This window comes from Streptomyces cavernicola, assembly GCF_029968035.1.
Classification (GTDB): Bacteria; Actinomycetota; Actinomycetes; order Streptomycetales; family Streptomycetaceae; genus Streptomyces; species Streptomyces cavernicola.
On record NZ_JASCIQ010000029.1, the window covers coordinates 41,277 to 60,235 of the forward strand.

An 18,959-nucleotide genomic window follows, 5' to 3' on the forward strand; every position below is an offset into this window, starting at 1 on the left:
TCGCCGCTTTCATGCCCTCACCAGGGGGTATGCGTCTATGAGGGCATAAGCTGGAGTTATGAGCAACAGGCGGGAAGACGGTGCGGCGGGCGTGACGGAAGCCGATGCAGGGGGCGGTGCGCAGGGCGGCGGCCTCACCGGGGGTCCTGCCGGGGGCCCTGCCGGGGGCCCCGCCGGGGTTTCCGCGGGGGACGCGCACCTCGCCCACCGCGTGCCCGAACTCGGCGCGCTGCAGCTCCTCTTGGCCGTCGCACGCCTCGGCAGCCTGGGCCGGGCCGCCGCCGAGCTCGGCATCAGCCAGCCCGCCGCGAGCAGCAGGGTGAGGGCCATGGAGCGGCAGTTGGGCGTCGGCCTGGTGGAGCGTTCGCCGCGCGGCTCGCGGCTCACCGACGCGGGCGTGCTCGTCACCGACTGGGCGCGCCGCGTCGTCGAGGCCGCGGAGGCCTTCGACGCGGGCGCGCAGGCGCTGCGGGACCGGCGCGACTCCCGGCTGCGGGTCGCGGCGAGCATGACCGTCGCCGAGTATCTGCTGCCGGGCTGGCTGATAGCGCTGCGCCGGGAGCGGCCGGACACGGCGGTGTCGCTGCTCTCCGGGAACTCCGCCGCCGTCGTGGAGCGGCTCCTCGCCGACGAGGCCGACCTCGGCTTCGTCGAGGGGCTCACGGCGCCGCGCGGCCTGCGCGGCGCGGTCGTCGCCCGGGACCGGCTCGTCGTGGTCGTCGGCCCCGACCACCCGTGGGCGCGGCGGCGCACCCCGCTGGCCCCGGCCGAACTCGCCGCCACCGCACTGATCCTGCGCGAGGAGGGCTCCGGCACCCGCGAGGTCCTGGACGCGGCCCTCGCCGAGCATGGCGGCCTGGCCGCGCCGCTCCTCGAACTCACCTCCACCACCGCGCTCAAGGCGGCCGTCGCGAGCGGCGCGGGCCCGGCGGTGCTCAGCGAACTGGCCGTCGCCGAGGAGCTGGCCGCGCACCGGCTCATCCAGATCCCCGTCGAGGGCGTCGACCTGCGGCGTGCGCTGCGCGCGGTGTGGCGGTCGGGGCAGCGGCCCACGGGGCCGGGGCGGGACTTGTTGTCGCTGACCCGGCGGGTCCAGTAGGCCCGCGATCTGCCGTGCTATGCGCCGGAGGCCGCCACCAACGCCTGCATCACCCGCAGATCCACCCCCATCTCCGGATGCCACTGCACCCCCAACACCCATGCGGGGCCGGGCAGTTCGACGGCCTCCACGGTGCCGTCGGCCGCGTGCGCCGAGGCCAGCAGGTTCCGGCCGAGACGGTCCACGGCCTGATGGTGGTACGTCGGTACGTGGTCCTCGTCCGGCACGATCGCGGCGTACCGCGTGCCCGGCACCGGCTTCACCGGGTGGCTGCCGAAGACGCCCTTCTGCACGGCGTGGCCCTCCATGTGCTGGACGAGGGTGCCGCCCAGGGCCACGTTCAGGAGCTGCATGCCGCGGCAGATGCCGAGCAGCGGCTTACCGGTCGCCAACGCGGCCTCGATCAGGGCGAGTTCCCAGGCGTCGCGGGCGCGGTCCGGCGGGCCGGTGCGCGGCTCGGTCGCGGCCCCGTACCGCACCGGCTCGACGTCCGGGCCGCCCGCGATCACCACGCCGTCGAGCCGCGCGACCACGGACGCCGCGTGCGCCGGGTCGTCCGGCGGCAGCATCGCGGCGACGCCGCCCGCCGACTGCACCAGGCGCGGATAGCCGGCCGGAAGCAGCGCCGCTTCCAGCTCCCACACGCCCCAGCGCGCACCCGCCTCCAGATAGGTGCTGACCCCGATCAACGGCCTCGTCACGACAGGCACTCCTTCGCCACTAGTTCCGTTCCAACTCTGCCTCGGCCGCGGCGAGCGCCGCGAACTCCTCCTCGGGCGCCTGCGCGACCAGATGCTTACGGCTGTAGAACCCGAAGTACGCGATGGCCACCACGTACACCCCCAGCGCGATGAACGCCGCCACCACGTCCACCAGGAACGTCGCCACCAGCGCCGCGCAGGCGAGGACGAGGGCGACCGAGGAGGTCAGGACGCCGCCGGGGGTGCGGTAGGGGCGGCTGAGCTGCGGCTCGCGGCGGCGCAGGACGATGTGCGAGAGCGACATCAGGGCGTACGAGATGGTCGCGCCGAAGACCGCGACGTTCAGCATGCGCGCACCGTTGCCGCTGGCCGCGGCGAGGGCGAAGCCGATCGCGCCCGGCACGAGCAGCCCCAGGTAGGGGGCCTTGCGGCGGCTGGTCAGGGAGAGGAACTTGGGCAGGTAGCCGGCGCGGGAGAGCGCGAAGAGCTGGCGCGAGCCCGCGTAGATCAGGGAGAAGAACGACGCCACCAGGCCTGCCAGGCCCGCGTAGTTGACGATCCGGCTGAGCGTGGTCGGCTCGCCGTCGGGCTGCAGCGCCTCCACCAGCGGATTGCCGGCCGACTGGATGGCGGCGGAGCCGCGCGCGCCCGCCGAGGCGAAGAACGTCAGCAGGGCGAGGCAGACCAGGATCAGCATCGACCAGCGGATCGCCTTCGGCAGCGTGCGCGCCGGGTTCCGGGTCTCCTCGGCGGCCAGCGGCACGCCCTCGACGCCGAGGAAGAACCACATGCCGAACGGGAACGCCGCCCAGATGCCCAGAATCCCGTACGGCAGCCAGGAGTTGGCGCCGAAGGCGGCCGGGTCCGGCTTGATGTCGTTCAGGCCCGACGCGTCGAACTCGGCGAACGCGCCGACCGCGAACACGAGCAGCGCGGCCACCGCGATGCCGGTCACCGCGAAGCTGAACCGGAGCGCCTCGCCGACGCCCCAGAGGTGGATCCCGATGAAGATCGCGAAGCAGGCGAGGGTCAGCGGCCAGCCCGCCTCCAGGCCGAACAGGCCGAGGGACTCGACGTAGTCGCCGATGAAGATGGAGATGGCCGCCGGGGCGAGCACGTACTCGATGAGGATCGCGGTGCCCGTGAGGAAGCCGCCCCAGGGGCCGAGGGCGCGCCGCGCGAAGCCGTAGCCGCCGCCGGCGGTCGGCAGGATCGAGGAGAGCTCGGCGAGGGAGAAGACCATGCACGTGTACATCACGCCCATGAGCACCGTCGCCACGGCGAGGCCGCCGAAGCCGCCTTCCGCGAGGCCGAAGTTCCAGCCGGAGAAGTCGCCGGAGACGACGTACGCGACGCCGAGTCCGGTGAGCAGCACCCAGCCGGCGCTGCCGCGGCGCAGCGCCCGGCGCTCCAGGTAGTCGTCGCCTGTGGCGGGGCCGGGTGGGGCGGTGGTGCGTTCTTGCTCGGGCCGTGCTTGCGTCATGGCAGGGCTCCCCGCATTCGCCAATGGAATGGTTCCATACCTTTGCGGGGGTGGTGGGGGCGGCGCAAGCCCTCTGGTCACCTTTTTCCCCTCCCCGCCCCTTCCCCGAAGGCCTCAGCGGCCGACTCCGGCGCTGCGCCCCCGGCTCTTGCTCCGGGGTCGCCGCCCCTGAGGCCCGCTTCGGGGCTTCGCCCCGGATCCCGGTTGTGGGTTGGCTGCTGCGCTGTTGTGGCTGATCGCGCCCACGCGGCGGAGCCGCAAATGTCACAGCCCCGCGCCCCTTGATGGGGCTCCGCCCCCAAGGGCCCGGCTGTTGTTCGGGTGCTGCGCCGTTGTGGCTGGTCGCGCCCGCGCGGCGGAGCCGCGAATGTGACAGCCCCGCGCTCCTTGATGAGGACTCTGCCCCCAAGGGGCTGGATCTGCGACCCGATAGGGGCGCGGGGAACTGCGCGAGCGACCACGACGGCGCAGCACCCGAACAACGACCGGGGTCGGGGTCCGGGGCGAAGCCCCGAAGCGGGGTTCCGGGGGCTGGCCCCCGGGGCGGAGCCCCGTGGTGGGGGTCCGGGGGCGAAGCTCCGAAGCGGGGTTCAGGGGCGGCAGTCCCGAGGCGGGGTCCGGGGGCGGGGCCCCCGTTGCCGACGGCAGTCTTTCGGGAAGGGGCGGGGTGGGGAAACGAGCCCGGAGGGCGATCGGCGTGCGCAGAGTCGACGGGGCGGGGCGGGCCACGGAACCTACGCCAGAAACCCCCGCAACAGCGCCGCCGTGCCGCAGCAGTGCTCCCGCATGACCTGCCGGGCCACCCCGGGCTCACGGTCGAGGACCGCCGCCACCAGCGCCGCATGCTGCTGCTGCGAGTGCTCCAGGTTGCGCACAAGAAGCGGTATGCAGTCGAGAAGGTCGTTCACCGTGGCCCGTACCGCCGCGTACTGCCCGGCAAGCGTGGGCGACCCGGAGAGCTCCGCGAGCGTGAGGTGGAAGAGCGTGTCGAGCCGCCGGTAGTCCGTCAGCGGAGCGTCCTGCGTGGCGGCGAGCGCGTCGAGGAGCCGGTCCTCCTGCTCCCTCGGCAGCCCTTGCGCGGCGCACAGCTCCGCCGCGCCCGTCTCCAGGACCTCGCGGAACCGCAGCACGTCCTCCAGGTCCACGTCCTTCAGGCGCCGCCGCAACTCGTCCTCGCCCGCGCCCCCTTCCCGGGGAAGTACGAACGTGCCGCCGTACCGCCCGCGCCGGCTCTCCACCAGGCCCTGGTCCTGCAGCACCTTGAGCACCTCGCGCAGCGTGACCCGGCTGATGCCGAGCTGTTCCGCCAACTCCCGCTCGGCGGGCAGCCGTTCGCCCGCCGGCACGAGCCCGAGGCGGACCACCTGAAGGATCTGCTCCAGGGCCTCCTCGAAGCCGTTGCCCGCGCGCACGGGGCGCAGCACCTGCGGAAGCCGCTGTGCTCCCGCGCCGGTCGACCCGGTCGTGGACATCGCGCGTTTCCCCCTTCCCAAGGAATGGTTCTCGTGCATACCTTAAAGCCTCCGGACCGCCCAAGGAGGAGACCCCCGTGGCAGACCGCACACCGCCGCTCTCGGTCGAGGAGCTGCGTGCTCTCGTCGCGAGCGGTGAGATCGACACCGTCGTCCTCGCCTTCCCGGACATGCAGGGCCGCCTGCAGGGCAAGCGGTTCGCGGCCCGCTTCTTCCTCGACGACGTCCTGGAGCACGGCACGGAGGGCTGCAACTACCTGCTCGCCGTGGACGCGGAGATGAACACCGTCGACGGGTACGCGATGTCCAGCTGGGAGACCGGCTACGGCGACTTCGCGATGGTCCCGGACCTGGACACGCTGCGCCGCGTCCCCTGGAACGAGGGCACCGCGATGCTGATCGCCGACCTCGCGTGGAACGACGGCTCGCCGGTGGTCGCCGCGCCCCGCCAGATCCTCCGCCGCCAGCTGGACCGCCTCGCCGAGCTCGGCTACAGCGCGCAGGTCGGCACGGAGCTGGAGTTCATCGTCTTCAAGGACAGCTACGAGCAGGCCTGGGACGCGAACTACCGCGACCTGACCCCGGCCAACCAGTACAACGTCGACTACTCCGTCCTCGGCACCGGCCGCGTCGAGCCGCTCCTGCGCCGTATCCGCAACGAGATGGCGGGCGCCGGGCTCACCGTCGAGTCCGCGAAGGGCGAGTGCAACCCCGGCCAGCACGAGATCGCCTTCCGCTACGACGAGGCCCTCGTCACCTGCGACCAGCACGCCATCTACAAGACCGGCTCGAAGGAGATCGCCGCGCAGGAGGGCGTCTCCCTCACCTTCATGGCCAAGTTCAACGAGCGCGAGGGCAACTCCTGCCACATCCACCTCTCGCTCGCCGACGCCGACGGCAACAACGCCATGCCGGGGGACGAGGAGGGCATGTCGCCGGTCATGCGGCACTTCCTCGCCGGGCAGCTCGCCGCCCTCCGCGACTTCTCCCTCCTCTACGCCCCCAACATCAACTCGTACAAGCGCTTCCAGGCCGGCTCGTTCGCGCCGACGGCCGTGGCCTGGGGGTACGACAACCGCACCTGCGCGCTCCGCGTCGTCGGCCACGGCCGCTCGATGCGGTTCGAGAACCGGCTGCCCGGCGGCGACGTCAACCCGCACCTCGCGGTCGCGGGCCTGGTCGCAGCCGGTCTGTACGGCGTCGAGCAGAAGCTCGAACTCCCCGAGGCCTGCCCCGGCAACGCGTACACCGCGGACTTCGAGCACGTCCCTACCACCCTCAGGGAGGCCGCCGAACTCTGGGAGAACAGCCCCATCGCCAAGGCCGCCTTCGGCGACGAAGTCGTCGCCCACTACCGCAACATGGCGCGGGTCGAACTCGACGCGTTCGACGCCGCGGTGACCGACTGGGAGCTGCGCCGCTCCTTCGAACGCATGTGAGGCCCTCTTTGTCGTACGAGTACGAGCACCGCGTACTGAACCCGGCCACCGAAGAGCTGGTCGCCACGGTCCCGGCGACCAGCGCGCAGGAGGTGGACGCGGCCGTCGCACGGGCCGCCGCCGCCCAGCAGAAGTGGTCCGCCCTGGCGCCCGCCGACCGGGCCCGCGCCCTGCGCCGCTTCGCCACGACCGTCGACCAACACCTGGAAGAACTCGCCCAGTTGGAGGTCCGCGAGGCCGGGCACACCATCGGCAACGCCCGCTGGGAGGCCGGCAACGTCCGCGACCTCCTCGACTACGCGGCCGGGGGAGTGGAGCGCCTGAGCGGCCGTCAGATCCCCGTACCCGGTGGCCTCAACGTCACGCTCCTCGAACCCCTCGGCGTCGTCGGCGTCATCGCGCCCTGGAACTTCCCGATGCCGATCGCCGCCTGGGGCACCGCGCCCGCGCTCGCCGCCGGCAACGCCGTCCTCCTCAAGCCCGCCGAGACCACCCCGCTCACCGCCCTGCGCCTGGCCGAACTCGCCCTGGAATCAGGCCTTCCCGAGCACCTCTTCCAGGTCCTGCCGGGCGCCGGGCACGTCACCGGGAACGCGCTCGTCGAGCACCCCGGCGTCGCCAAGATCGTGTTCACCGGCTCCACCCGCGTCGGCAAGCAGATCATGGCCCGGTGCGCGGACCGCGTGAAGCGCGTGACCCTCGAACTCGGCGGCAAGAGCCCCAACATCGTCTTCGCCGACGCGGACGTGGAAGCGGCGGCGGCCGCCACCCCCATGTCCTTCCTCGACAACTCCGGGCAGGACTGCTGCGCCCGCACCCGCATCCTCGTGCAGCGCTCCGCGTACGACCGGTTCATGGAGCTGCTCGGCCCCGCGATCGAGCAGGTCGTCGTCGGCGACCCGGGCGACGAGAAAACCCAGATGGGTCCGCTGATCTCCAAGGTCCAGCTGGAGCGGGTGCGTTCGTACGTCACCGGGGACCTGGAGACCGTCACCGGCGGCGCGCCCGAGGGGCCCGGCTTCTGGTTCCCGCCGACCGTCGTCACCGGCGTCGAGGAGGCCGCGCCCGTCGCCGCCGAGGAGGTCTTCGGGCCCGTCGCCGTGGTCCTGCCCTTCGAGGACGAGGCCGACGCGGTCCGGCTCGCCAACGCCACCGAGTACGGCCTCTCCGGCTCGATCTGGACCCGCGACTCGGGGCGTGCGATCCGCGTCTCGCAGGCCGTCCGCGCGGGCAACCTGTCCGTCAACTCGCATGCCAGCGTGCGCTATTGGACCCCCTTCGGCGGCTACAAGGAGTCCGGCCTCGGCCGCGAGCTCGGCCCCGACGCCCTCACCGCCTTCACCGAGACCAAGAACGTCTTCATCAGCACGGAAGGTTCCGCACAGTGACTGAACAGCCCCTCTGCCGCCGCCTCGTCGGCCGTACCGCCGTCGTCACCGGAGCCGGCAGCGGCATCGGCCTCGCCACCGCCCGCCGGCTCGCCTCCGAGGGCGCGAACGTCGTCTGCGCCGACATCGACCCGGACGCGGGCAAGGCCGCCGCGGAGGCGGTCGGCGGCACCTTCGTACAGGTCGACGTCACCGACGGCGAACAGGTCGAGGCCCTGTTCAAGACGGCGTACGACACGTACGGCAGCGTCGACGTCGCCTTCAACAACGCCGGCATCTCCCCGCCCGACGACGACTCGATCCTGGAGACCGGCCTGGAGGCGTGGAAGCGCGTCCAGGAGGTCAACCTCACCTCCGTCTACCTGTGCTGCAAGGCCGCTCTGCCGTACATGCGCGAGCAGCGCCGCGGCTCGATCATCAACACCGCCTCGTTCGTGGCGCGGATGGGTGCGGCCACCTCGCAGATCTCGTACACCGCGTCCAAGGGCGGCGTCCTCGCCATGTCCCGCGAGCTCGGCGTGCAGTTCGCCCGCGAGGGCATCCGCGTCAACGCGCTCTGCCCCGGCCCGGTCAACACCCCGCTGCTGCAGGAGCTGTTCGCCAAGGACCCGGAGCGGGCCGAGCGCCGCCTCGTGCACGTCCCGGTGGGCCGCTTCGCCGAGGCCGAGGAGATCGCCGCGGCGGTCGCGTTCCTCGCCAGCGACGACTCCTCGTTCGTGAACGCCACGGACTTCCTCGTCGACGGCGGCATCGCGGGCGCGTACGTCACCCCGCTGTAGGCCCTGGTCCGGCGGGCGTCGTACGGGCCGAGGCCCGGCCGGTACGGCGCCCGAGGGCTCTCTCCCCGCCGCGCGGCGCCCGACTTAAGGTGGGCGGATGAGCATGACGACCCCGCCCGGCTGGTACCCGGACCCCGCCGCGCCGCACGTCGAGCGCTGGTGGGACGGTGCCGCGTGGACCGAGCACACCCGCGCCGCGGGCCTGCCCGGCACGGTCCCCGTGGGCGCCCCGCACAGCGCCGCCCGGAGCGGGGAGGCGTCCGGCAGGGCCAAGGTCGTCGCCCTCGGCGCCGCCGGAGTCGTGCTCGTCACAGCGATCGTCACCGGCGCCTTCGTCCTCGGCGGTGAGCACGGCGCCGGTCCCGGCCCTGGCCCCGAGCCCACCGCCACGGCCTCGGAGACGCCCACCGACCCGGAGCCCACCACCCCCGAGCCCACGCCCACCACGGCCGGCCCGACCGGCGACCCGAACCGCCTGGTCGACCAGTTGAACGGCGTCTCGCTGCCCCTCCTCGACGGCTGGAAGCGCGCCGAGCGCCCCGTCGACCGGGTGCCCACCGCGGTCACCGACGACGACTACGACTGCCCAGGCACCAGCGGCTTCTGCCGGCACGGCCGGGTCGGCACGTACTCCGTCACCGTCGACGACGGCTCCTCCGCCCGCAGCGTCGCCGAGCAGGACATCGCCGAGGCCGCGGAGCGCGCGTACGACCGCGACGCCGCCGGCCGCAGGCCGTACAACGGCATGAAGGACCACCGCGAGGTCGACGCCGGGCGGGTGCGGGTCGCGGGCGGCGAGGGGTACTTCGTGCGCTGGCGCGTCACCACCGCCTCGGGCCCCGGCGGATACGTGCAGTCCCTCGCCTTCCCGCCGCCCTCGGGCGGCGCGGGCAGCATGGTCGTCGTCCGCTTCGCCTTCGACGCGGGGCCCGCAGGACCGCCGCTCTCCGCCATCGACGAGATCACCGACGGCATCCGCGCGACGCGCTGACCTTCGTACGGGGGGGGGCTAGAGGAACGTCCGGCCCTCGCCGCGGTACGTCGGCACCGTCTCCACGATCCGGTTGCCCTCGACCAGGTGCAGCTCCTCGAAGCGCTCGCACAGCTCGCCCGCCTTGGCGTGCCGGAACCACACCTTGTCGCCGATCAGCAGGTCGTCCGCGGGCGAGCCGAGCAGCGGCGTCTGCACCTCGCCCGCGCCCTCCTGCGGGTCGTACCTGAGGCCCTGCGGCAGATACGGCACCGGCAGCCGGTCCCGGCCCGCGACGCCGGACGCCGGATAGCCGCCGCCGAGCACCGTCACCACGCCCACACCCGGCCTGCGCACCACCGGCTGCGCGAACAGCGCCGCCGGACGGCCGCTGAACGACGTGTAGTTGTCGAAGAGCCGCGGCACATACAGGCCCGAGCCCGCCGCGATCTCTGTCACCGCGGCCTCCGCCGCCGTGTGCTGCACACTGCCCGTGCCGCCGCCGTTCACGAACTCCAGGCCGGGCTCCACGGCACGCACCGCGCGCACCACCTCAGCCCGCCGCACCGCCAACTCCCGCCGTGCCGCGGCCTGCATCGCGCGGATCGCCCGCGAGCGCACCGGCCGCCCGGCGAGCAGATCGCCCACCCCGGCCACATGCCCCTCGTACGCCATCACGCCCACGAGCCGGAACCCCGGCCGGCGCGCCACCGACCGCGCCAACTCGGCGACCTGCGCGGGGGAGTGCAGCGGCGAGCGGCGCGCCCCGATCCGCACCCGCCCGCCGAGCAGCTTCAGGGCCGTGTCCAACTCCAGGCAGACGCGCACCTCTTCACGACCGCGGTCGCCGTCCCGCGCCTCGTCGATCAGCCGCAGTTGCGCCGGGTCGTCCACCATCACAGTGACGGCCGCCGCCAGCTTCGGATCGGAGGTCAGCTCCGCGAAGCCCGCACGGTCCGCGGACGGGTACGCGAGCAGCACGTCGTCGAAGCCCGAACGCGCCAGCCACAGCGACTCCGCGAGCGTGAACGACATGATCCCCGCGAACCCGTCCTTCGCCAGGGCCCGTTCGAGCAGCGCACGGCAGCGCACCGACTTGCTCGCCACCCGGATCGGCTTGCCGCCGGCCCGGCGGACGAGGTCCGCGGCGTTGGCGTCGAAGGCCTCCACGTCGACGATGGCGACGGGGGCGTCGAGGTGGGCGGTGGCCCGGTCGTAACGGGCGCGATCTGCAGCGAGAGCCGTCATGGGCGCAGCCTGCCAGACCGCTCTACTCAGGGGTAGGGGGATGATCCGGACAGATCCCCCCGCGGCCCTCGGGCGGGTTCCCGCCCGACCTGCATCAGCCCGTAGAGTGACGCGCAGGCAGGGAAGAACGGGCCGGTCTCCGAGGGGTGTCCCCGACGGAGTTCGAACAGAGCCCGCGCTCGAGGACGGGGGGTGCATGAGCACAGACGCGCGCAGCACCGGCATCCCTCCGCGCCCCTCCTCCCCACCCCCGCCCAACCCCGCCACCCGCCTCCCCGACGAACCGCCGCGCACGGAACCCGGTGCCGGACAGCGCCCGAACCCTTCGGCTGAGCCGTCTGGGCCGTCATCTGCGGCTGCCGCCCCCGCTGCTCCCGCCTCTGTGCCTTCGCCCGGTCCGGTGCCTACGGGCGCTCCGCGCGCGGGTGGCCCGGCGAGCCCGGCCGCACCTCCGTCGGGGCCCGCGCCCGCCGCCTCCACCAGCAACGACAACGGCAGCAACGGCAGCGGCAACGGCAGCGACGGAAGTGTGCCCCGGCCCGACACCACGGGCCGTATCCCGACGCAGCCCACTGCCCCCGCCCCGCGCCCCAGCGAGACCACCGCGCAGTTGCGGCCCGTGCCCCCGGCCCCCGGCGAGAAGCCGGTGCGCCGCGCAGGTTCCGCACCCCTGCCCCCCGAAGCGCCCCGGCACCCGCAGCAGCCCCAGCCGACACAGCCCCCGCAAGGCACGCAACCCCTGCAGCAGCCTCAGGCCCCACAGCCCCCGCAAGGCACGCAACCCCTGCAGCAGCCTCAGGCCCCACAGCCCCCGCAAGGCACGCAACCCCTGCAGCAGCCCCAGCCCCCGCAGGGCACGCCCCCCCCGCGCCCCATGGCCCCGCCGCCCATGGCCCCGCCGCCCCCCGCCGCGCACCGTCGGCCCGTGGGTTCCGTCGATCTCACGCCGCAGCCCCATGCCGGTCCGCCGATCCACTTCGGGCGGCCCGCCGTCTTCGACGACCGGACCGCGCAGCTGCGCCCCGTGCCGCCGCGCAGCAAGCCCCGGCTCGCCACCGTCGCCGCCTGCCTCGTGGTCGGGTTCGGGCTCATCACCGGTGCGGTGACCGGGAGTTGGCTCACCGGCGAGGCCGACGGCGCCCCCAGCGCCGAGCGCGTCTTCACCTCCGCCGGCGAGGCCTGGCACAACGCGAAGGTCGACGCCCTGTTCCCACCCCGCGTCAAGGGCGAAGGCGCGGGCCCCGGCGGCGCAGACCGCGTCTGGACCCGGATCGCCGTCGCCCCCGACACCGACTGCCGGAACGCGCTCGACCCGCTCCTGCGCAAGGCACTCCAACCCGTGGGCTGCGAACGGCTGTTGCGCGCCACGTACACCGACGCCACCCGCAGCCACGTCACCACCGTCGGCATGCTCTTCACCAAGGCCGACGCCGCCTCCATGGGCTCCCTGCGCACCCGCTTCACCGAAGAGGGCCTGGACCAGCGCGACGACCTGATGCCACGGCCGTACGCGAAGAAGGGCACCGTCGCCGCCGGCTTCGGGAACGAGCAGCGCGCCAGCTGGACCGTCTCGATCCTCACCGACGCCCCCGTCGTCGTCTACGCCGTCTCCGGCTTCGCCGACGGCCGCGAGATCTCCGAGCCCGAGCCCGCCGCCGAGGCCATGGAGTCCGGCGCCACCAGCACCCCCGCCCAGTCCGGCCTCGGCCACGAGGCGAAGGGCCTCGCCGACCAGATCGAGCGCACCCTGCGCAAAACGGCGAAGGCGGCGTCGGAGGACCGCACATGAGCACCCGCATGAGAACCCGTACGAGCACCGCCCCGGACGCCCGCCGCATCGGCCCGCTGCGCAAGGGCGGCACGCTCCTCGCCGCCGCCGCGCTCGCCCTGCTGCCCGCCGCCACCGCCCGCGCCGACGAGATCCGCACTCAGCAGTGGGGCCTCGCCGCCCTGCACACCGCCGAGGCCTGGGAGCGCACCCGAGGCGCGGGCATGACCGTCGCCGTACTCGACACCGGCGTCGACGAGCAGCACCCCGACCTGCAGGGCAGCGTCCTGCCCGGCAAGGACATGATCGGCTTCGGCGCCGCCAGAGGCGACCGCCCCTGGGCCCGTCACGGCACCGCCATGGCCGGCATCATCGCAGGTCACGGCCATGGCCCCGGAAACGAGAACGGCGTGCTCGGCATCGCGCCCGAGGCCGAGATCCTGCCCGTCCGCGTGATCCTCGAAGACGGCGACAAGTCCCGGAAGAAGGCCCGCTCCTCCCGCGCGGGCGCCCTCGCCGAAGGCATCCGCTGGGCCGCCGACAACGGCGCCGACGTCATCAACCTCTCCCTCGGCGACGACAGCGAGTCCGCCCACGCCGACCCCACCGAGGACGCCGCCGTCCAGTACGCCCTGAAGAAAGGCGTCGTAGTCGTCGCCTCCGCCGGCAACGGCGGCGAGAAGGGCGACCACATCTCCTACCCGGCCGCCTACCCGGGCGTCATCGCCGTCGCCGCCGTCGACCGCTACGGCAGCCGCGCCCCCTTCTCCACCCGCCGCTGGTACGCCACGGTCAGCGCCCCCGGCAAGGACATCGTCATAGCCGACCCGGACCGCGAGTACTACCGCGGCTGGGGCACCAGCGCCGCCTCCGCCTTCGTCTCCGGCGCCGCAGCCCTGGTCCGCGCCGCCCACCCCAACCTCGCACCCGCCCAGATCAAGCAGCTCCTCGAGGACACCGCCCGGGACTCCCCCGACGGCGGCCGCGACGACTCCCGCGGCTACGGCCTGGTCGACCCCGCCGCCGCCATCGAGGAGGGCGGCAAACTCAAGCCCGAGAAGCTCCGCCCCGCGGCGTACCAGGACAAGTACTTCGGCAGCGGCCCGGACGCCGACCCCGACGGCTCCACCGCCGCCTGGCTCGGCCCCCTCGCCGGCAGCCTCGGCGCGGTCTGCCTCGTCGCCGCCGTCGTCCTCTGGCGCGGCCGCCGCGATACGTACTGAACCGCCCCCGGTAGGGTCGACGACCGTGGCGAACAAGAACATCCCGGATTCCGGATTCTCCGACGACGACGGCACCGCCGACCCGAAGCTGAGCGCGGCCCTCGCCGCCTGGGCCGCCGAGCGCACCCCCGAGAACGGCCGCGCCGTCCTGGAGCACCTGCCCGGCACTCGCCTCCTCGTCCCCGTCGTCGCCGTGCTCGGCGAAGTCGAGGAGGACGAGAACGGCCTCCGCCGCGAGAAGACCAGCGACATGGCCGTGCCCATCCTCAAGGCCGGCGACCGCAGCGCCCTGCCCGCCTTCACCTCCACCGAGGCCCTCGCCCTGTGGGACCCCGAGGCCCGCCCCGTCGCCGTACCCCTGCACCAGGCCCTGCAGGCCGCCGTGCACGAGAAGGCCGACACGATCGTCCTCGACGTCGCGGGCCCCGTGCCCTTCGAACTCCCGCGCCCCGCCCTGCTCGCCGTCGCCGAGGGCCGCTCCTCCACGGACCCGCTCGCCGACCCCGCCGTCACCGAGGCGGTACGCGCGATCGTCGCCGCCGAACCCGCCGTGCTCCGCGCCCACCTCGGCCCGGGAAGCGCCGACGGCACCCTCGCCCTCGTCCTCGGGCCCGATGCGGCGCCCGCCGAGGCCGCCCGCCGCATCGCCGAGGCCGTCGCCGCCGACGAAACGCTGAGGGCCCGCCTGGTGCGCGGCCTCGACCTGGCACTCCTGCCCGCCGAGGCGACGCCGCCGGGCGAGCCCCTCTACGTACGCGCGTGACCCCGCGCGTGTGATCCGTCAGCCGAAGACCGGGCCCGTGTACTTCTCGCCCGGACCCTGACCCCGCTCGTCCGGCACGAGCGACGCCTCGCGGAACGCCAGCTGCAGCGACTTCAGGCCGTCCTTGAGGGGAGCGGCGTGGAACGAGCTGATCTCCGTCGTGCTCGCGTCGAGCAGACCGGCCAGGGCGTGCACCAGCTTGCGGGCCTCGTCCAGGTCCTTGTGCGCGTCGCCCTCCTCGGTGAGGCCGAGCTTCACCGCGGCGGCGCTCATCAGGTTGACCGCGACCGTCACGATCACCTCGACCGCGGGGACCTCCGCGATGTCACGGGTCATGGCGTCGAAGTCGGCGGAGGTGTCTTCGCCGGGGGCGGGGATCGCGTCGCTCATGGCTTGCTTCTACTTCCTGGCTGCTGCTACAGAGGGGCCCGGCGACTGCCGGGGCCGGACCAGCCTAGGCGCTGCTCCCTGGCGTGGCTGCCGCACCCCCGATCGCTGGTATGCTGGTGAACCGACCGGCCGGTCATGTCTGTTTCCTCGCTGAAGAACCAGTCGCCCGGCCCACAAGTGGAGGCTCCGCTCTCCCACCTGACCGCCCCCAGGGCGGCGGGTCACCGGTCCGACGGCCACCCCGAGTGGCGGTCTTCTGCGCCCCGCGTGCGTCGCGGCGGTGCTCCGGTAAGTGATGGAGCCCCGCATGTGATCGTCTCCGGGGCATTTTTCTTGCGCCGGCGCGGTTAGGTCTTACGAAAAGAGACGTTACGCGGCAGTCCGCCAGGCCGTCGCGTGGTGCTACCGAGGAGGATCCATCAGCGCCGAGCCCCGCATCAACGACCGGATTCGCGTTCCCGAGGTGCGACTTGTCGGTCCCAGCGGCGAGCAGGTCGGGATTGTTCCGCTTGCCAAGGCCCTGGAGCTTGCGCAGGAGTACGACCTCGATCTCGTAGAGGTCGCGGCGAACGCCCGTCCGCCCGTGTGCAAGCTCATGGACTACGGGAAGTTCAAGTACGAGTCGGCCATGAAGGCCCGTGAGGCGCGCAAGAACCAGGCGCACACGGTCATCAAGGAGATGAAGCTCCGGCCGAAGATCGACCCGCACGACTATGACACCAAGAAGGGTCACGTCGTCCGGTTCCTCAAGCAGGGCGACAAGGTCAAGATCACGATCATGTTCCGTGGTCGCGAGCAGTCCCGGCCGGAGCTCGGTTTCCGACTGCTGCAGCGCCTCGCGGAGGACGTTCAGGACCTCGGGTTCATCGAGTCGAACCCGAAGCAGGACGGCCGAAACATGATCATGGTCCTCGGTCCGCACAAGAAGAAGACCGAGGCGATGGCCGAGGCCCGTGAAGCCCAGGCCGCCCGCAAGGCGGACGCGCCGGGCACCACGACCCGTCGGGACCGCGCCGCGGACGAGCAGGCGGGCGAGCAGCCCGTCGAGGACTCCGCCGAGGAACCCGCCGAGGCCTGATCCGAGACCTTGGGGCGCACGCCCCAGGACCGTCCCGGATGCAACCGATACAACTGACGCTCCCGCCGGCCTGACCGGGTTCGGTGGGAGCGCCACTGACGAGGAGAGAACGGCGCTATGCCGAAGAACAAGTCGCACAGCGGTGCCAGCAAGCGCTTCAAGGTCACCGGCTCCGGCAAGGTGCTCCGTGAGCGCGCCGGCAAGCGCCACCTGCTCGAGCACAAGTCGTCCCGTGTGACGCGTCGCCTCACCGGCAACGCCGAGATGGCCCCGGGCGACGCCGCGAAGATCAAGAAGCTTCTCGGCAAGTGACGTCGCGGCCCCCGGCACCGGGGGCCGGACGCCAGGACCGGGACCCATTCGACACCGGGCTGGGTGGACAACTCCCATGAACACCAGCCCCGCTACAAGGAGTTAACAAGTGGCACGCGTCAAGCGCGCAGTCAACGCGCACAAGAAGCGTCGGGCGATCCTCGAGCAGGCCAGCGGCTACCGCGGCCAGCGGTCGCGTCTGTACCGCAAGGCCAAGGAGCAGGTCACCCACTCCCTGGTCTACAACTACAACGACCGCAAGAAGCGCAAGGGCGACTTCCGTCAGCTGTGGATCCAGCGCATCAACGCCGCTGCCCGCGCCAACGGCATCACCTACAACCGCTTCATCCAGGGTCTGAAGGCCGCCAACATCGAGGTGGACCGCAAGATGCTGGCCGAGCTCGCGGTCAACGACATCAACGCGTTCGCCGCGCTGGTCGAGGTTGCGCAGAAGGCTCTGCCGAGCGACGTCAACGCGCCGAAGGCTGCGTGAACGCTGCGCTAGCAAGCGTGTGATTCGGACCCGTAGGCCTTCTGGCCTGCGGGTCCGAGTGCGTCCGGAGTCTCGTCTGCCATCGACTGTCGTCTGCCGTCCGCGGGCCGTCGTGGGTTGCTCGCGCAGTTCCCCGCGCCCCTGACGGGGCCCGACCCCCATCCCCAAGGTGAATGCATGGGTGCCGTACCCGAGTTGATCTCTCCCCGTTCTCCGCGCGTGAGTGCCACGCGGCGGCTTGCCAAGCGGAACTTTCGTGGCAAGGAGCGGCTGTTCCTCGCCGAAGGGCCACAGGCCGTGCGGGAGGCCGCCGGGCACCGCACCGACTCCGGGGCGACGCTCGTCGAGTTGTTCACCACCGTCGAGGCCGCCGAGCGGTACGCCGACATCGTCGGGGCCGCGCGCGAGAGCGGCGCCCGGGTGCACCTCGCCGACGAGGCCGTGATCGCCGACATCTCCACCACCGTCACGCCCCAGGGCCTGGTCGGCGTCTGCCGGTTCCTCGACAAGCCGTTCGCCGAGATCCTCGCCGCCCGGCCGCGGCTCGTCGCCGTACTCGCCCACGTACGCGACCCCGGGAACGCCGGCACCGTGCTGCGCTGCGCGGACGCCGCGGGCGCCGACGCCGTGGTGTTCACCGACGCCTCCGTCGACCTCTACAACCCCAAGGCCGTACGCGCCTCCGTCGGGTCGCACTTCCATCTGCCCGTCGCCGTCGGCGTACCGGTCGAAGAGGCCGTAACCGGCTTGCGGGAAGCGGGAGTTCGGGTGCTCGCCGCCGACGGGGCCGGGGACCGGGACCTGGACGACGAGCTCGACCACGGCCGTATGGGCACCCCCACCGCCTGGGTCTTCGGCAACGAGGCCTGGGGGCTGCCGGAGGAGACCCGCGCACTCGCCGACGAGGTGGTGCGCGTGCCCATCCACGGGCGCGCCGAGAGCCTCAACCTCGCCACGGCCGCCGCCGTGTGCCTCTACGCCTCCGCCCGCGCCCAGCGCTCCGGGAACACCCGTTGAAGGGGTCCGCTCATTTACCCCGAACTAGTAGGGTGACGGGCTCCGGGGCCCCACGTGTCAGGCATCGCCCGCACCGGGGGACCCCAGCCCAATCGAGAGGTGGGGTACGGGGATGAGCGTCGGGACCAGCAGGCCCAGGGGAGCGCGTGGCTCCGCCGTGCGTCCCCCCGTGTCCCGCGCCGGCCACAGCGGCTCCGGCGAACCGCACGACCTCGGCCTCGACCCCGACGAGCTGCCGGACGGCCTGGTCGTCGCCGACGAGGCGGGCCGCGTCGTCTGCTTCAACGCCGCCGCCGTACGCATCACCGCGGTCAGCGCCGCCGACGCCATCGGGGCGCCCATCGAGCGCGCCCTGCCCCTGGAGGACCTCGAAGGCCGGCGCTGGTGGCAGCTGACCGATCCGTACGGCGGACTCGCCACCCGCACCGGGCAGCCCGAGCGGAACCTGCTGCTGCCCGGCGGCCGCGAAGTGCTCGTCACCGCGCGGTACGTACGGACCAGGCCCACCGGACCCGTGCGTCGCCTGGTCGTCTCGCTGCGCGACACCGAGGCGCGGCGGCGCACCGAGCGCAGTCACGCCGAGCTGATCGCGACCGTCGCGCACGAGCTGCGCTCGCCGCTGACCTCGGTGAAGGGCTTCACGGCGACGCTGCTCGCCAAGTGGGAGCGGTTCACCGACGACCAGAAGAAGCTGATGCTGGAGACCGTCGACGCCGACGCGAACCGGGTCACCCGGCTCATCGCCGAGCTGCTCGACATCTCCCGGATCGACTCGGGTCGGCTCGAAGTGCGCCGCCAGCCCGTCGACATAGGCGCGGCCGTCGGACGCCATGTGCAGGCGCACGTCGCCGCCGGCCGGCCCGCCGAGCGCTTCCTCGTCCGGGTCCGGCATCCGCTGCCCGACCTGTGGGCCGACCCCGACAAGATCGACCAGGTGCTCAGCAACCTCCTGGAAAACGCGGTGCGCCACGGCGAGGGAACCGTCACCATTGACGTAGAGCCCGCCGACCCGGCCGGCACGACCGTCACGGTCGGCGACGAGGGCCCAGGCATCCCGGAGGAGTCCATGAACCGCGTCTTCACCCGCTTCTGGCGGGGCAGCAAGCGCGGTGGCACGGGCCTCGGGCTCTACATCGTGAAGGGCATCGTCGAGGCGCACGGCGGCTCGATCACCGTCGGACGCGGGCCCTCGGGCGGCGCCGAGTTCCGATTTACGTTGCCCGTGGCGGCGCCCGCTTATCTCACCAGCTGAGCCAGGGCCCCCACGGGCGTCTTCGCACACCTCACCCCCGTTAGACTCGAGCTTTGGCACATTGCGTCTTCACGTCCGAGCCGG

The 18,959-nt window shown here is 73.0% G+C and carries 18 protein-coding genes; 13 read left to right on the forward strand and 5 right to left on the reverse strand.

The features are described 5' to 3' along the window. Positions 1 to 58 precede the first annotated feature (58 nt). Complete coding sequence (locus tag QIS96_RS25180; protein ID WP_282545017.1) at positions 59 to 1,099, forward strand: LysR family transcriptional regulator; 1,041 nt, start codon at positions 59 to 61, stop codon at positions 1,097 to 1,099. Positions 1,100 to 1,116: 17 nt separating this feature from the next. Here the strand turns inward: QIS96_RS25180 and QIS96_RS25185 are convergent, their stop codons facing one another. The 3 genes from QIS96_RS25185 to QIS96_RS25195 all read right to left on the reverse strand — a co-directional run bounded on the left by QIS96_RS25185 (position 1,117) and on the right by QIS96_RS25195 (position 4,755). Then, positions 1,117 to 1,800, reverse strand: coding sequence for a gamma-glutamyl-gamma-aminobutyrate hydrolase family protein (locus QIS96_RS25185; RefSeq protein ID WP_282545018.1), 684 nt, complete (start codon positions 1,798 to 1,800; stop codon positions 1,117 to 1,119). A gap of 19 nt (positions 1,801 to 1,819) precedes the next feature. After that, the gene (eat, locus tag QIS96_RS25190; RefSeq protein ID WP_282545019.1) at positions 1,820 to 3,283 is read right to left on the reverse strand and encodes an ethanolamine permease; all 1,464 of its coding nucleotides are present in this window, start codon (positions 3,281 to 3,283) and stop codon (positions 1,820 to 1,822) included. Positions 3,284 to 4,017: 734 nt separating this feature from the next. Continuing rightward, complete coding sequence (locus QIS96_RS25195; RefSeq protein WP_282545020.1) at positions 4,018 to 4,755, reverse strand: FadR/GntR family transcriptional regulator; 738 nt, start codon at positions 4,753 to 4,755, stop codon at positions 4,018 to 4,020. 77 nt (positions 4,756 to 4,832) lie between these two features. Between QIS96_RS25195 and QIS96_RS25200 the strand changes: the two genes are divergently transcribed. From QIS96_RS25200 to QIS96_RS25215, 4 genes are all read left to right on the forward strand, one after another. Next, on the forward strand, positions 4,833 to 6,194 hold the full coding sequence (locus QIS96_RS25200) for a glutamine synthetase family protein (RefSeq protein WP_282545021.1): 1,362 nt from the start codon (positions 4,833 to 4,835) through the stop codon (positions 6,192 to 6,194). An 8-nt stretch (positions 6,195 to 6,202) separates the two neighbouring features. Beyond that, a complete protein-coding gene (locus tag QIS96_RS25205) occupies positions 6,203 to 7,582 on the forward strand; it encodes an aldehyde dehydrogenase family protein (RefSeq protein WP_282545022.1) in 1,380 nt (459 codons plus the stop codon). Further along, complete coding sequence (locus QIS96_RS25210; RefSeq protein WP_282545023.1) at positions 7,579 to 8,361, forward strand: 3-oxoacyl-ACP reductase; 783 nt, start codon at positions 7,579 to 7,581, stop codon at positions 8,359 to 8,361. Before QIS96_RS25205 ends, QIS96_RS25210 begins: the two co-directional genes overlap by 4 nt. 97 nt (positions 8,362 to 8,458) lie before the next feature. Further along, positions 8,459 to 9,352 (forward strand): DUF2510 domain-containing protein, encoded by an 894-nt coding sequence (locus QIS96_RS25215; protein ID WP_282545024.1) that lies wholly within the window; start codon positions 8,459 to 8,461, stop codon positions 9,350 to 9,352. A gap of 18 nt (positions 9,353 to 9,370) precedes the next feature. On the opposite strand, the gene QIS96_RS25220 is transcribed toward QIS96_RS25215, so the two are convergent. Further along, positions 9,371 to 10,579 (reverse strand): amino acid deaminase/aldolase, encoded by a 1,209-nt coding sequence (locus QIS96_RS25220; protein ID WP_282545025.1) that lies wholly within the window; start codon positions 10,577 to 10,579, stop codon positions 9,371 to 9,373. 925 nt (positions 10,580 to 11,504) lie between these two features. On the opposite strand from QIS96_RS25220, the gene QIS96_RS25225 reads away from it, so the two are divergent. Genes QIS96_RS25225 through QIS96_RS25235 form a run of 3 tightly spaced genes read left to right on the forward strand, consistent with a single transcriptional unit; the run spans position 11,505 to position 14,333 of the window. Beyond that, the gene (locus QIS96_RS25225; protein ID WP_282545026.1) at positions 11,505 to 12,368 is read left to right on the forward strand and encodes a hypothetical protein; all 864 of its coding nucleotides are present in this window, start codon (positions 11,505 to 11,507) and stop codon (positions 12,366 to 12,368) included. Continuing rightward, positions 12,365 to 13,570 carry a type VII secretion-associated serine protease mycosin gene (gene mycP / locus QIS96_RS25230; protein ID WP_282545027.1) on the forward strand — a complete coding sequence of 402 codons (1,206 nt, stop codon included), beginning with the start codon at positions 12,365 to 12,367 and terminating at the stop codon, positions 13,568 to 13,570. Before QIS96_RS25225 ends, mycP begins: the two co-directional genes overlap by 4 nt. Positions 13,571 to 13,595: 25 nt before the next feature. Then, positions 13,596 to 14,333 (forward strand): SseB family protein, encoded by a 738-nt coding sequence (locus QIS96_RS25235; protein WP_282545028.1) that lies wholly within the window; start codon positions 13,596 to 13,598, stop codon positions 14,331 to 14,333. Positions 14,334 to 14,351: 18 nt separating this feature from the next. Here QIS96_RS25235 and QIS96_RS25240 read toward each other — a convergent pair whose 3' ends face one another. Next, positions 14,352 to 14,723, reverse strand: a complete 372-nt coding sequence (locus QIS96_RS25240) for a DUF1844 domain-containing protein (RefSeq protein ID WP_282545029.1) — start codon at positions 14,721 to 14,723, stop codon at positions 14,352 to 14,354. 418 nt (positions 14,724 to 15,141) lie between these two features. Here QIS96_RS25240 and infC point away from each other — a divergent pair, with 418 nt between their 5' ends. The 5 genes from infC to QIS96_RS25265 all read left to right on the forward strand — a co-directional run bounded on the left by infC (position 15,142) and on the right by QIS96_RS25265 (position 18,875). Beyond that, positions 15,142 to 15,801, forward strand: a complete 660-nt coding sequence (infC, locus tag QIS96_RS25245; protein ID WP_282545082.1) for a translation initiation factor IF-3 — start codon at positions 15,142 to 15,144, stop codon at positions 15,799 to 15,801. Positions 15,802 to 15,918: 117 nt separating this feature from the next. Next, the gene (gene rpmI / locus QIS96_RS25250) at positions 15,919 to 16,113 is read left to right on the forward strand and encodes a 50S ribosomal protein L35 (RefSeq protein WP_004933563.1); all 195 of its coding nucleotides are present in this window, start codon (positions 15,919 to 15,921) and stop codon (positions 16,111 to 16,113) included. A gap of 109 nt (positions 16,114 to 16,222) precedes the next feature. After that, positions 16,223 to 16,606 carry a 50S ribosomal protein L20 gene (gene rplT / locus QIS96_RS25255; RefSeq protein ID WP_282545030.1) on the forward strand — a complete coding sequence of 128 codons (384 nt, stop codon included), beginning with the start codon at positions 16,223 to 16,225 and terminating at the stop codon, positions 16,604 to 16,606. Positions 16,607 to 16,783: 177 nt separating this feature from the next. Further along, positions 16,784 to 17,623 carry a TrmH family RNA methyltransferase gene (locus tag QIS96_RS25260; RefSeq protein WP_282545031.1) on the forward strand — a complete coding sequence of 280 codons (840 nt, stop codon included), beginning with the start codon at positions 16,784 to 16,786 and terminating at the stop codon, positions 17,621 to 17,623. A gap of 112 nt (positions 17,624 to 17,735) precedes the next feature. Then, positions 17,736 to 18,875, forward strand: coding sequence for a sensor histidine kinase (locus QIS96_RS25265; protein ID WP_282545032.1), 1,140 nt, complete (start codon positions 17,736 to 17,738; stop codon positions 18,873 to 18,875). Positions 18,876 to 18,959: the final 84 nt, after the last annotated feature.

Excerpts from the sequence above, each read along its gene's own strand:
- QIS96_RS25180 (WP_282545017.1), top strand. The coding sequence starts at position 59 with ATGAGCAACAGGCGGGAAGACGGTGCGGCGGGCGTGACGGAAGCCGAT.
- eat (WP_282545019.1), bottom strand. The coding sequence starts at position 3,283 with ATGACGCAAGCACGGCCCGAGCAAGAACGCACCACCGCCCCACCCGGC.
- QIS96_RS25195 (WP_282545020.1), bottom strand. The coding sequence starts at position 4,755 with ATGTCCACGACCGGGTCGACCGGCGCGGGAGCACAGCGGCTTCCGCAG.
- QIS96_RS25215 (WP_282545024.1), top strand. The coding sequence starts at position 8,459 with ATGAGCATGACGACCCCGCCCGGCTGGTACCCGGACCCCGCCGCGCCG.
- QIS96_RS25220 (WP_282545025.1), bottom strand. The coding sequence starts at position 10,579 with ATGACGGCTCTCGCTGCAGATCGCGCCCGTTACGACCGGGCCACCGCC.
- mycP (WP_282545027.1), top strand. The coding sequence starts at position 12,365 with ATGAGCACCCGCATGAGAACCCGTACGAGCACCGCCCCGGACGCCCGC.
- QIS96_RS25240 (WP_282545029.1), bottom strand. The coding sequence starts at position 14,723 with ATGAGCGACGCGATCCCCGCCCCCGGCGAAGACACCTCCGCCGACTTC.
- rpmI (WP_004933563.1), top strand. The coding sequence starts at position 15,919 with ATGCCGAAGAACAAGTCGCACAGCGGTGCCAGCAAGCGCTTCAAGGTC.
- QIS96_RS25260 (WP_282545031.1), top strand. The coding sequence starts at position 16,784 with ATGGGTGCCGTACCCGAGTTGATCTCTCCCCGTTCTCCGCGCGTGAGT.
- QIS96_RS25265 (WP_282545032.1), top strand. The coding sequence starts at position 17,736 with ATGAGCGTCGGGACCAGCAGGCCCAGGGGAGCGCGTGGCTCCGCCGTG.